General features: G+C 39.1%; 14 protein-coding genes. All 14 read right to left on the bottom strand.

All coding sequences use genetic code 11. The features are described 5' to 3' along the window. Nucleotides 1-3: 3 nt before the first annotated feature. Nucleotides 4-1,086, bottom strand: a complete 1,083-nt coding sequence (locus M72_RS06280; protein ID WP_055067603.1) for an FkbM family methyltransferase — start codon at nucleotides 1,084-1,086, stop codon at nucleotides 4-6. An 11-nt stretch (nucleotides 1,087-1,097) separates the two neighbouring features. Further along, nucleotides 1,098-2,225: a class I SAM-dependent methyltransferase gene (locus tag M72_RS06275; protein WP_055067602.1), complete on the bottom strand. Its 1,128-nt coding sequence runs from the start codon at nucleotides 2,223-2,225 to the stop codon at nucleotides 1,098-1,100. 11 nt (nucleotides 2,226-2,236) lie between these two features. Continuing rightward, nucleotides 2,237-3,349: a D-alanyl-lipoteichoic acid biosynthesis protein DltD gene (locus M72_RS06270; RefSeq protein ID WP_055067601.1), complete on the bottom strand. Its 1,113-nt coding sequence runs from the start codon at nucleotides 3,347-3,349 to the stop codon at nucleotides 2,237-2,239. A 21-nt stretch (nucleotides 3,350-3,370) separates the two neighbouring features. Then, complete coding sequence (locus M72_RS06265; protein WP_206541812.1) at nucleotides 3,371-4,279, bottom strand: TylF/MycF/NovP-related O-methyltransferase; 909 nt, start codon at nucleotides 4,277-4,279, stop codon at nucleotides 3,371-3,373. Nucleotides 4,280-4,355: 76 nt separating this feature from the next. Continuing rightward, entirely contained in the window at nucleotides 4,356-5,276 is a 921-nt protein-coding gene (locus tag M72_RS06260; RefSeq protein WP_082413813.1) for an NAD-dependent epimerase/dehydratase family protein, read from the bottom strand. 8 nt (nucleotides 5,277-5,284) lie between these two features. After that, nucleotides 5,285-6,181, bottom strand: a complete 897-nt coding sequence (locus M72_RS06255) for a transketolase C-terminal domain-containing protein (RefSeq protein ID WP_055067598.1) — start codon at nucleotides 6,179-6,181, stop codon at nucleotides 5,285-5,287. Nucleotides 6,182-6,183: 2 nt separating this feature from the next. Beyond that, nucleotides 6,184-6,951 (bottom strand): transketolase, encoded by a 768-nt coding sequence (locus M72_RS06250; protein ID WP_055067597.1) that lies wholly within the window; start codon nucleotides 6,949-6,951, stop codon nucleotides 6,184-6,186. Then, on the bottom strand, nucleotides 6,944-7,918 hold the full coding sequence (locus tag M72_RS06245; protein WP_082413812.1) for a radical SAM/SPASM domain-containing protein: 975 nt from the start codon (nucleotides 7,916-7,918) through the stop codon (nucleotides 6,944-6,946). Before M72_RS06245 ends, M72_RS06250 begins: the two co-directional genes overlap by 8 nt. Before the next feature lie 31 nt (nucleotides 7,919-7,949). Then, nucleotides 7,950-8,189: an acyl carrier protein gene (locus M72_RS06240; RefSeq protein WP_055067595.1), complete on the bottom strand. Its 240-nt coding sequence runs from the start codon at nucleotides 8,187-8,189 to the stop codon at nucleotides 7,950-7,952. Nucleotides 8,190-8,206: 17 nt separating this feature from the next. After that, nucleotides 8,207-9,238: a radical SAM protein gene (locus tag M72_RS06235; RefSeq protein WP_055067594.1), complete on the bottom strand. Its 1,032-nt coding sequence runs from the start codon at nucleotides 9,236-9,238 to the stop codon at nucleotides 8,207-8,209. A gap of 9 nt (nucleotides 9,239-9,247) precedes the next feature. Beyond that, nucleotides 9,248-9,994: an SDR family NAD(P)-dependent oxidoreductase gene (locus M72_RS06230; RefSeq protein WP_055067632.1), complete on the bottom strand. Its 747-nt coding sequence runs from the start codon at nucleotides 9,992-9,994 to the stop codon at nucleotides 9,248-9,250. Then, nucleotides 9,981-10,943 (bottom strand): transketolase family protein, encoded by a 963-nt coding sequence (locus tag M72_RS06225; RefSeq protein ID WP_055067593.1) that lies wholly within the window; start codon nucleotides 10,941-10,943, stop codon nucleotides 9,981-9,983. The genes M72_RS06230 and M72_RS06225 overlap by 14 nt, the downstream gene beginning before the upstream one ends. Nucleotides 10,944-10,947: 4 nt before the next feature. Further along, nucleotides 10,948-11,754, bottom strand: a complete 807-nt coding sequence (locus M72_RS06220) for a transketolase (RefSeq protein ID WP_055067592.1) — start codon at nucleotides 11,752-11,754, stop codon at nucleotides 10,948-10,950. A gap of 12 nt (nucleotides 11,755-11,766) precedes the next feature. Beyond that, nucleotides 11,767-12,234 carry a 3-hydroxyacyl-ACP dehydratase FabZ gene (gene fabZ, locus M72_RS06215; RefSeq protein ID WP_206541811.1) on the bottom strand — a complete coding sequence of 156 codons (468 nt, stop codon included), beginning with the start codon at nucleotides 12,232-12,234 and terminating at the stop codon, nucleotides 11,767-11,769. Nucleotides 12,235-12,347 lie beyond the last annotated feature (113 nt).

Below are 12,347 nucleotides of genomic sequence, written 5' to 3'. Positions count from 1 at the left end.
TTTCTAAACTTCTCTCCATGCATACAATACAGTTCCGGAAAGATCAGTCGCATGATGTCTGACGGCAAACTTATAATCCGGTACAATTTCTTTTACCAGTAATGGTACACTATAAAGATCAATCGAACTATGATAAATACAAATAGCTAACAGTGGTCTGTTTGCCTGAATACTCTTTTTAGCTCCCTGTAACATACGATATTCAAAGCTTTCAATATCTGCTTTCAAAAAGGTATATGGTTCTTTCAGATATTCATCCAGGCAGATAACATCACAGTCTCCTTCAGCTTCATAATTGGTAATCTTAGAGCCAATTCCATCATTGTTCTCATATCTGGAAAAAACAATTTTTCCCATTTTATCCGCAACTGCACAATTATGTATAACAATCTGGGAATCTGATAATCCATATTCATGATTCAGCCGTGCAATGTTCTTCTCTAACTTCTGGTAATTAATCCGGTCTGCTTCAAATGCAATAATCTTTTTAAAATTGTTACCTTTCACTTCACAATAACTTTCAATCGTATCTCCGACATAAGCTCCACAATCGACAAATATCTCATCTTTATTACTGCGTTTAAAAGAATCTAATACAAAGTAATCCTCTGTCATGTTAAGTGGATAGCGTGTCCTGCATCCTGTAACACGCCACTGTATAATCCCTGCATATACTTCTCTTGACTTTTCATCCCCGAGTGCATCATAGCAGGCTAAAACCTCATTTGCATGATTCTTTAAAATCACCTCATCCAGGTAATAGTTTTCAATCTTCCTTTTATCCAGTTCTGCTTTTACACTATGCAAAACTTCTTCACGGATACTGCAGATAAGAACACATACATCTTCTATATTGTATAATGCTTCCGGATCACAAATCTGTTTTGTTCCAATCGTATTTCCCTGTTTTTTCGGATCTGAATCCACATATCCTTCAATTACGAATCCTTCCTCTTCAATTCTCGATAGTCCCTGCTGGTATAAAACGGCCGTATCACCGGCACCCCAGATCCATAAGTGCTTATTCGAAAGCTCTCTCTTTTCTTCTGTCAGTAACTTTTCTATTGCTTTTCTATTCGTATCCATATAAATCCTCCCTATAAAATTACAATCTCGTTTTCGGTATGCATATCCTCTAACTGCTTTTTGATCTGCGTACTATAGAGCATCGAACAGATCACTACCGTACCATGCTTGTCCAATAAATACTCCGGTGCATAGATCAGACGTCCATACATCTCACGCCCCTGCTTGATCCGGTTGTTATCGACAAATCCAAGGATCTTACAATCGCCTAATGCCGTAGTCGCAAGAAGGCTCATCACATAAGAACCGGTTCCCAAAATGAATAACTCCTTCTCCTGCTTCTGTAACTGTCCGACCTTCGCTTCAATCTGTGCCTGACGTTCCTGCTGCCGGCTCAGATACTGTCTAACTGCTGCCTCTGTTTTCTCATCCCTCTTCCGCATGAGTTCTTCCGTCGTCTTCTTATAGACCTGTATCAGATCTGCTCCCAGCCTCTTTTGATCTACACGCTTTAACTGATACTGCGCCATCAGGGTGTCTAGGGAATCCTCGGAAAAATAATTGATATGCTCCAGATTAAAGTAATTCGGAATATTGCAGGTATCTTCCGCAATCAGCGAATAATCGGGAACACTTAGCATAAAATATCCACCCATCCGCAGTAACGCTGCGATATTCGCAATTCCTCTTTGCGGAAGAAGCAGATGCTCTGCTACCTCAAATAAGAATACTGCATCATATTTTCCCTGTTCGTCCGATGCAGGATCAGCATAAATATTCGTCACATAGGCATTCACACCTGCCTTCTGTAACCGCTCAACGATTTCCCCGGATGGATCGGTGGCAGTGATCCTAGCATATCCATTTCGTTTTAACGCTATGGCATATCTTCCGTTGCCGGCTCCTAATTCTAACATCACCGAATCCTTCGTCAGATACTTCTCTAACAGCTCTTCCATCCAGTCATAGCGTTCGCTGTTGTCATCCTTGCTGTCATCACCGTAGAAGTTGCAATGTGTATAATACCAGTCATAATCTTCCATAGATGCTGCCGTATCCGCATAGACCATTCCACAGTCTGCACACGCTACGACATCATATTGCACCGGAAGATGATAATCCTCCGGTACGTTCATTTTTATGTTCTGAATTACGGTCTGTTTTGTTCCATTACATACCGGACATGCTCTTTGCAGCATTTTATCCCCCCTTACATTTCCGCTAATGCCTGTACAATATTTAAAGTCAGTTTCTTAGCTCCTCTATCATTCAAATGATCTGTATCATTAAAATCCGCATCTACAAACTCTTTATTATCTGACAGATCCAAAAGATGAACAATTCCATTTACTTCATTAAGTACCCTGTAAAATTCAGACTTAAAATCGGGATCCAGATAGTCTAAGTAATAGGATGTAACCGGTGTTATAACAAATAAGACATTTATTTCTCTTTTTGAACAAAAATCCAGAAAATCTTGTAAAATAGTTACATTTTCGAAAAAGCTGGATTCTCTTTTTATACTCCGGTTATGTAATTCTGCACGCCTTTTACCGGCCTCTATTTTCTCCCTGGAACTCAACTCCGACCAACTTTTTGATTTATCATCCCATTCTTTTGCAGCAAAATCTTTTCTTTGTCTGTTCTGATTAAAAAATCCTTTTGTATATTCTCCCCAGGTATATAGGTCAAAAACTTTTTCAATATCAAATATATTGCTCTCATAAAGCATTTTATTACATGGTGGAAGTAATATACAATGATGCTCGTCATGAAGTAATGGCTTGTACACTTTTGATATCCTTAAAATTTCATCCTGATTCTGTGTTCTTGAAAGATCTGTAAAAAAATAATAATATCCAACACAAAACACTATATTTTTTATATTCAGGTTCGTCGCACACGCTCCCTTGACCAAGCTTGAAGAATAATACAAATCTTGTGAAATAGAGGATAGATTTACCGTATTCTCAATATATGATGGATCTATTCCCAAAACTCCATAAGATGCCCCTGAGATAAGTGTCGTTATATCCGATTCCTTCGCGCGTGAAAGAGCATTCTTTAAATAATAATAATCATGATTATAACAAAATTCCTGTATAATACTACTTGATACTTTTTCAAAAAAGTCCTCGTAGATCAATACATTGTTCATCGTTAACCTAATATCCGTATCTTCATCCCGATTTGACATGATTACTACATCATTTTCCCTCACATCCGCTTTTGACTTAAATGGTTGAACTGCAATTCCGTTTTTTATCCACGTCACTATGTCTTTTAATGAAACATATTGACATTCCTTCACATAAACAATCAAAATCTATTCTCCCTCTTCTGACTACTTTACTAATACTACCGTTCCTGCCACATCTGGAATTGGTACACATGCAACATGATGCTCATCACAAAATTCTGTAACTGCATTTTTTGTTTCTGTAAACGCAAGGTTATTATAATCATGTACCATAATATATCCCCCTTCACTTAAATGTGGATATAGAACTTCAAGTCCTCTTTTTGTAGATTCATAAAAATCCAGATCCAGACTGACCAGTGCCAATTCTCCCTGTAAATCAAATGTATCCGGAAATTTTCCCTGCTTTATCACACATCTGTCCCGGTAGGGCATGATCTCTAACACTTTTTCAACAGGCGTTCCTCTCTCTCCGAGCGCATAGAGTTTTTCTCCCCATCCCTGACTGACTGCTCTTGCTTTATCCTCTTCCGGCAGACCATTGTATGTATCAAACAGATATAAGGTTCTGTCCGGAAACAAGATATTCATCTTTCTTGCCAGAATACCTTGTGATACACCGATCTCTGCCACATTCCCCGGCACTTTCTTTCGTACGATCTCCTCTGCTAAAAGAGACAAGGTCTGCTCTCTTACATAATCTCTGGATATAACATTCTGATTTTCCTGAATATTCATCCCACACACATAGTATCTCTTCTGCGGCAGATCAAATAATTCTGGTATTCTTTCATCCGATAAACACTCATGAACAAGACGATCGCATTCCTTCTGCAAAAGATTCGTTTCATAATCCGATCCACTATATGCATAACCTACTATTTTCTCCGGTGGCACATTTTCCGCTTTCAGAACCTCGATTCCTTTGGGTGTATTTCCAAATGCTATAACAATATAGTCATACTCTATCGTCCGTAACTGATTCAATGGCAAGACTGTTTTACCATTTATATCATCTGCTCCATCCGAAGTCAGATATGCAATAATCTCCACATCACTTTTTAGGTGTTCTGTTAGATACTTACTAATAGATCCCGTTCCAAATATTATAATCCTTTTTTTCCCCATATTATATTTCCTTTTCCTGACCGACAAACTTCAAATATTCTACTTTTATATCTTCCACCATAGATTTCAAATCGTATCTTGTTTCATAATCTAAAATCTGCTTTGCTTTTTGCACATCCAGATGCCACTTCGTTCCTCCATCATCCTTTTCTGTCTGTAGACAGATTCCTGCCTGATTCAAAAAAATTCTACAGAATTCCTGCGCAATTTCAAGATTTGTTAAAACAGCACCTCTTCCAATATGAAAAATTCCTGACACATCCTTTGCTTTTAATCCCACATCCAGAGCCCTAATTACATCTTTGATATAAATAAGATCTCGTCCACCTGCACCCGTTCCATAGATTGGAATCGGTTGATTAGCTACTGATAATTCCAATAGGTTTTTCCAAAATATATGTGTCATGCCCTTTTTAAGGTCTAATCCACATACCTCTCCCATTCGATATGACTTTATATGCATGCCATAGGTGCGATTATAATAATCTGCTAATGTTTCAACACACAATTTACTCAATCCGTACATATTATCCGGTTTTGGGGTTTCGACTTCATTTATACTCTCTCCTGCAGAAAACCTTTCATTCCCCCAGACAGCCCGGGAAGACACATTAATAATATTGCCTATTTGAAGTTCTTTACAGGCTTCAAATACATTACTGCTGAACTGTATATTTTCCATACATTGTGTCTGCGTTGATAAATTTTTCTGACCAGCCAGATGAATGACAGCCTCACATCCAGAAAAAATCTGCATCAGACTATGAAACGAATAATCGCTTTTCAGATAGGTTATATTCCCCGCTTTTTTGAGCATCTTACTAGTATCCCTCACAGGTACAACACACTCATATGCACTTCCATAATCCCGTATAAAATACTGTCCTATAAATCCACTACCACCTGTAACCGCAATTCGCATTGTCTCACCTACTTTATCAGTTCCTGATATCTGCTTTTTACCTGTTCTACTGTCAACCCATATCTTGATGCATTATCTGCTACATAACCATGATTTGTAATAAATTCTAATGGATAGCCTACCAAATCCATTTTCATCATGTTTCCATGTAAAGCCTTTGCAATCTGTGGCAACATTCCACCCTGATATGCTGGTTCCATTACCAGCAATCTATCATTCACAAGATTTGCCTGCAAAGTCTTCTCATCAAAGGGAACAATGGTCGTATAATAAAGGATTGTTACATCTTCGTCTTTAAACGCCTGCATTGCAAGTTCAAGCATTGGACCTACCGCCAGCACAGTTGCTTTGCATCCCTTTTTCACTATATTAGCCTTACCAAACATTACCGGTTTATTATACGAGTTACAATAACGAGTAATCCTGTAATAAGTCGGGTGATTGTCTGCATACGCCTCTAGAAATAAGGTATGATATTCATCCGGCCGCCCCGGGACAACAATTTCCATTCCCGGGATCATACCTAATACTGCAAGATCAGCCGGGCAGCAATGTGTAGCTCCGTAAATTGCATTTTCTGTACTAGCACCAAAGCCAACAAAATTTCCTCCAAGCTGCTGATAACCAAAATCCACTTTAATCTGTTCATATGCTCTTTCAATAATAAACGGAGACTGCCCATATATAATCGGTATCATTCCTGCAATTGACATTCCAGCCGCAATACTAACCATAGACTGTTCCATAATGCCAACATCCACTGCCTCTACAAACTTCTGTGGATATTTCCTTTTTAGGTCTGGAAAAAGAAATGCTCCAGACGCAGCCATCAATACAACTGCTCTGTCATCCATTTCCAAAACAGCTTTTGATGTCTGATAAAATTGTGAAATCATTAAGTTCATTCTTATAGATCCTCTAATATCATTGCATATTCTTCATCTGAAATACCCTTAAAATGCCAAATATCCGGTTCTCTTTCAAACAAAGAAATACCATGTCCCTTAATCGTATCTGCTAAAACAGCATATGGTTTTTCTTCTGTTCTTTGTGATAGTGCTTTGCGAAGACCTTCTTCATCATGTCCATTTACCTCTACGACATCCCAGCCAAATGAGTGAAATTTTCCAGAAATATCCGGCATATATTCTGTAGACTTATTATCATCTATAATGCAACAGATATTATCCAGCTTCATCCTTGCTGCAAAAATCATGCTCTCCCAGATACTGCCCTCATTCAATTCCCCATCGCCTACTGTTACAAAGATCCTGTTTTCTTTTCCTTTTATTTTCCATGCATATGCCAGCCCAACAGCATTTGCCAGTCCATGTCCTAATGATCCGGTCGAAATTACCATCCCCGGTGTATGATGGCGATCGGGATGTATTGCAATTCTGGTATCCCGCTTTCCAAACGTATAGAACTCTTCTTTTGAAAGAATTCCGATACTCTCATATACGGCATATAAGCCAAGTGCTATATGACCATTACTTAGCACCAGCCTGTCACTGCGCTCATCATCAATGCCATTTTCAATATTCATTATATCCCGTAATAGAACATTAAATATTTCCATCATTGCCATTGCCGGTGATAAATGTGCTTCTATCCTGTTTGCATGCACCATCTCAACAATATTCCGTTTTTGCTGCTCAATCTCTTTCTCATACATACTTCTTCCGCAATTCCTCCCGATACGGATCCAAATTCACGCTTGCACCCGAATTAGGATATTCACACTCCCTGCATGCTTTATAAGGATTTATTGTTCCTTCTAAAAAACTGACCAACATGTCATTTCTCTTTTTCGAGTTCCATATCTGTTTCAATGTCATATCCATAATTGAACCTAATGTCTCATTCTGGATCTGCCAATCCACAGAACATGGGCTCACAGTACCATTACTGTGTATCGTCAGTTCATAAAAACATAGGGCACAAATTGTACACTGATCTGTTTCTTCCATTGTATTATACTGTCTGCCCCCCTGTGTCATTTCCAGACCAGACCAATGATTTGTCAGTCCATCAATATTGATCGTATCTGCATGCTCGCCTATCTTTTCTATGAAATACTTCTGCTCCTCTTTACTAAAATAATCTCCAATTATTTTGATATGAACATGACAACTGCCTCTTCGTTCATAAAGGTACTTCAGATTATCATACATCTGATCAAACTTTACATTCGCAGCAGCAATTCGTTTAAAATCTTCATCCTTTAACCCATTTAAAGAAATAGATATTTCATCTAGACCAGCTTCTAAAATTCCATCGATCATCTCCGGTGATAACAGGCTTCCATTTGTCGTTGTTTTTACTTCCTTTGCAACGCCCTCCTCCTTTAATCTCCGAATGAATAATGGCATATTTTTATTGATAAACGGTTCGCCAAGAGCATACAGATGCACCACATTGATTGGTTCTGCAAATTCTTTTAACTGGTCTACTACACGTTCAAACATATCCGTAGTCATAATGCTGCCTTTAAATCCAGTATCTTTGCATTGAAAGCAAAAATCACATTTAAAGTTACATATATCACATGGATCTATATTCACACGAAGCGGCTGCTTTAGTGGAAGCAAATCCTGCAATGGCTTTCGATCTTTTCTAATAGGAGGTGTTAGTTTTTTCATTTATCTTCACCTTTCGTATGATTCTTAATTATTAGATCTCTACATTGTACTTCTTGAGGATCTTGATTCCTGTATTGTAAGAATTAAAATCTACAATATCGTCTGTTTCCATCTCAATATCAAATGCGTCCTCTAACTCTGAAATCAGTCCCATATGACCAACGGAATCCCATTCCGGAACAGACTGATATTCCAGTTTTGAATTCACAACATCTTCCTCTACTCCAAGTCCCTCTACAAATGCATTTACATACTTTTCTAAATTAGTCATCTCTTTCTTCTCCTTTTCTATTTGTCGTTCTTTTCTAAAACTTTTTCAATATCAATTGGATCTAGTATGGACATATCGTTCATGCAATACTTCTCCATAAACTCCGGATCTTCTCCAGCATAACAGCATTCGTGCGGATTTCCAAAGCATGGATATGAGAATCCATATTCCATAATCTCCTTTAATGGCTTTTCCTTAATGTTTCCAAGCTTCATATGTAAGTAGGAACATGGCAGGACATCTCCATATGGATTAATGTATGGCCGATTTACCGCTATACAGCCGCTCACCTTTACTTTCTTATTTGGTAATGGCGGCCAGATGTCCCTCCAGAAGTGCTTATATATTGTTCTTAATTTTTCCAGATAAGCCGTATCTTCCGGAGTCAGCATAACATCAAACTTAGCTTTCCAGTTTCCGGTCGGTGTTGCCGGTACAATCGAAAAATGATAATCATTTTTCTGACAGAATTCCGCTATTTCTTCTATCTCACCGGAATGAATATTATAATGCCCCACCAAAAAATTAACCGATGCCTGCATACCTGCATTTTTTGCATTTTCTAATGCCTGTATCGCATGCTCATAAGCCCCCTTGACACCTCGGTATCTGTCATGGATCTCGGCTTTTGTACTGTCCAGACTGATTGACACCCTGGACATACCTGCCGCTTTTAATCTTTGTGCAACCGCCTTCGTAAGAAGATAGCCATTCGAAGTCATCTCAATATAAAACCGGTCTGCGCCAAAAATTCGAATAATATCATATAGGTCTTTACAGACCAGTGGTTCTCCCCCCTCAATCAGGACTTCATACATTCCCAGTTCATCTGCCTCATCTGCCAGCTTTCTGATATCATCTAAGGTAAGTGTCCCACATACCGGTCTGCTCGGAGACTGTGTGAAACACTGCTGGCATTTAAAATTACAAGCATTACTGTAATTGAGTAAGATTCCTCTTGGTGCAGTACCGACATTTCCATTTTTACTGATATATTTGTCAAACGCCCTCATTTTTTGAAGAACCCTTTTGTTATCTTTTAATTCCATCTGTCCTCCTTATGGGTGCAGGCCGCCATCTACACGAATTGTCTGACCAGTCATGTAACTGCTTTGATCAGATAATAGGAATGTAACCTGTTTTGCTACCTCTTCTGGTGTTCCCATCCGTCCCATTGCTGTATTACGGATGGTTGCTTCCTGTAATTCTGTTTTCATTTCAGCGACCATATCTGTCTTAGTCACACCTGGCGCAACCGCATTTGCCCGGATACCATAAATCCCTAATTCATTCGCCCATTTTCTTGTTGCTCCAAGAATTGCTGCCTTACTGGAAACATACTCAAACTGGGCCGGATCTCCATCAAGTGCTGCTGCTGAACTGATGCTGACAATAGATCCTGCTTTATTTTTGATCATATTCTTTAAAAGGCGTTGCGTAAAAAATACCGGTCCAAAGAAATTCACTTCAAATGTCTTGCGGATTTCTTCCATTGATGTCATCAAAAACAGATTTTTAGCACCTACCATTCCGGCATTGTTTACAATCCCGTAAATCGGAACTTTATACTTTAAAATCTGGGAAGCTGCCTCTTTAATCTGTTTTTCATCACTCAGATCAAAGCAAATCGGATAAATACTGACATTATATTCCTTTGCTATGTTCCGCAGTTCAGCTTCCTTCTCATCACTACATGTACGCATACATGCGAACACATTTGCACCATTTGCTGCACATTCTTTTAAAATGGCAGCTCCAATTCCACGACTACTGCCCGTAATAACAATATTTTTATCTCTCAGCATATACATTCATTACTCTTTCTGCAATTTTTCCCGGTGTCAGTCCACATTCCTCTAACAGATATCCATAACTTCCCGGATGAGGATAAAAATCTTCGATTCCTATAATAAGCTGTCTAGGTCTTTGTGCACTGCATGCATAATATTCTGCCACTGCACTTCCTAATCCACCAATGACAGTATGCTCCTCTACGGTAACAACAAGTTCATATTCTTTCAACGCATCTAACCTCTCAGTATCCAGAGGCTTTACCGTATGCATATCCATCACTGTGCAGTCAATTCCATGATCTTTCAGAATTTCTGCTGCCTGTAATGTCTGTGAAACAATAGATCCTGTTGCTGCCAGTGCCACTTTTTCCCCTTGTTGAAGTATAATAGATTTTCCGATCTCATAGTGGAAATCTTCCCCATAAATGATATCCGATCCACCGGATAAGCGGATATAAACAGGACCATTATACCGCCTGGCTGCCTCAATACATTTCACAATCTGTAACCCATCCGATGGACAAAGGATTGTCATTCCCGGTATCGTACGCATTACTGCTATATCCTCTAATCCAAAATGCGAAGATCCAAGCGTATTCATCGCCAGTCCGCTTCCAATTCCAACCGCCTTCACATTTAAGTGCATATATCCCATATTCATTCGGATCTGTTCACTGGCTCTCATCGAAATAAACGGAGCAAAAGAGGTCGCAAATACCGGTGTTCCATCTTTTGCCAGACCAGACGCAACACCAATCAGATTCTGTTCTGCAATTCCAACATTCACAAATGCTTCCGGGTACTTTGTATAGAATCTGGCAAGTCCGGATGAACTTCCGAGATCTGCTGACATTACAAAGAAATCCGGTTCTTCTTCATATAATTTTAAAATTCCCATTCCGAAGGCAGCTCTTGATCCCATCGTTGCCCATCTTTTGATTTCTGATTTTTTTATCTCCATATACTTATTCTTCCAATTCTTTCATTGCCTGTTCGTAATACTTTTGTGTCAAACGATTATGATGCCAGCTATTGTCGTTTTCCATAAAAGAGATTCCGCATCCCTTAACTGTATTTGCTACGATTGCTCTTGGCTTATCCTCGATGTGCGGCGTATGCAGAGCCTGTACAATCTCTGGAATATGATTTCCATTTATCTCTATCACATCAAAGCCAAATGCCGCAAAACGTTCCTTATAATTCGGGTAATACAGAATCTGTTCACTTGCGCCATCGTTCTGAAACTTATTATCATCCAGAATCACCGTTAAATTATCTAACTGAAACTGTGATGCGGATGCAATGGCTTCCCACACCAATCCTTCATCACTTTCTCCATTTCCAACAATCGTAAAAATCTGATCTGTTCTTTGCTTACGCTTAGAAGAAAGTGCCATACCAACTGCCATGGAAATCCCCTGTCCAAGACTTCCGTTGGAAGATTCGATTCCTATTTCCGGTTCCATTACCGGATGGGCACATAAGTTACTGCCATCTGCCAGATACGTATGTAAACGTTCCTCACAAATCATCCCCTTTTCTCCCAATGTTGCAAATAAAGCCAGTGCTCCATGTCCCTTACTAAGAATAAACTTGTCACGTTCGTCATAAGAACCACCTGCATTGCGTAAGACATCCCCATACAAAACAGCAAGTATATCCACCATAGACAATGCACCACCTAAATGAGCATTGCAGTTACACTCATATGCCATTTTTATAATTCTCTTTCGTATTGCTAAAGCAAACACTTCTAATTCTTTATCTGTCATTCTTATAGTCCTTTATCTTGGTTTATATCTATTTAGTACATCAGGAATTGCAACCACCAGCTTTGCCGAGCATGCTGCTTCTCCATCTACAAAACTTTCCACATGACCCTTCGCCACTCCTCTGTTAAAGGAATCCAACGTCGCATAAATATCCAGACGATCCCCCGGTACAATCTTTCTCTTAAATTTTGTCTTATCAATATTAACAAACGCTGTCTTCATTCCCTGATATTCTTCTACACATAGGAATGTCATTAGAAAGGTCTGTGCCAGAGCCTCTACCTGAACAAATCCCGGAACATTTGGTTCATCATCAAAATGAGCCGGAAAAAACCACTCGTTATACGAAAAATTCTTGATTGCATGTGCACGTTCCATCGGAACAGCTTCTTCTACCCTATCAATAAACAATAATGGATATCTGTTTCTCTGACACTTCTGGATACCCATCGTGTCAAATTTTAATATTTCTTTTTCCACTGGCGATCTCCTCCCTTTTGTATCCTTGTTATTAGGCGTTTGCGAAACGCCACAGCCCGCATAAATACGGCATTTTTTGTTACCAAATTAAAATAACTCCTCACCGGATATGG

The organism is Roseburia faecis, from assembly GCF_001406815.1.
GTDB lineage: Bacteria > Bacillota > Clostridia > Lachnospirales > Lachnospiraceae > Roseburia > Roseburia faecis.
The sequence above is the reverse complement of the archived record's forward strand: the minus strand, read 5'-3'. Positions and strand labels throughout refer to the sequence as shown.

Coding starts and splice junctions, on each gene's coding strand:
- M72_RS06280 (WP_055067603.1), bottom strand. CDS start 1,086: ATGGATACGAATAGAAAAGCAATAGAAAAGTTACTGACAGAAGAAAAG.
- M72_RS06275 (WP_055067602.1), bottom strand. CDS start 2,225: ATGCTGCAAAGAGCATGTCCGGTATGTAATGGAACAAAACAGACCGTA.
- M72_RS06260 (WP_082413813.1), bottom strand. CDS start 5,276: ATGCGAATTGCGGTTACAGGTGGTAGTGGATTTATAGGACAGTATTTT.
- M72_RS06255 (WP_055067598.1), bottom strand. CDS start 6,181: ATGAACTTAATGATTTCACAATTTTATCAGACATCAAAAGCTGTTTTG.
- M72_RS06250 (WP_055067597.1), bottom strand. CDS start 6,951: ATGTATGAGAAAGAGATTGAGCAGCAAAAACGGAATATTGTTGAGATG.
- M72_RS06245 (WP_082413812.1), bottom strand. CDS start 7,918: ATGAAAAAACTAACACCTCCTATTAGAAAAGATCGAAAGCCATTGCAG.
- M72_RS06240 (WP_055067595.1), bottom strand. CDS start 8,189: ATGACTAATTTAGAAAAGTATGTAAATGCATTTGTAGAGGGACTTGGA.
- M72_RS06235 (WP_055067594.1), bottom strand. CDS start 9,238: ATGGAATTAAAAGATAACAAAAGGGTTCTTCAAAAAATGAGGGCGTTT.
- M72_RS06230 (WP_055067632.1), bottom strand. CDS start 9,994: ATGCTGAGAGATAAAAATATTGTTATTACGGGCAGTAGTCGTGGAATT.
- M72_RS06225 (WP_055067593.1), bottom strand. CDS start 10,943: ATGGAGATAAAAAAATCAGAAATCAAAAGATGGGCAACGATGGGATCA.
- M72_RS06220 (WP_055067592.1), bottom strand. CDS start 11,754: ATGACAGATAAAGAATTAGAAGTGTTTGCTTTAGCAATACGAAAGAGA.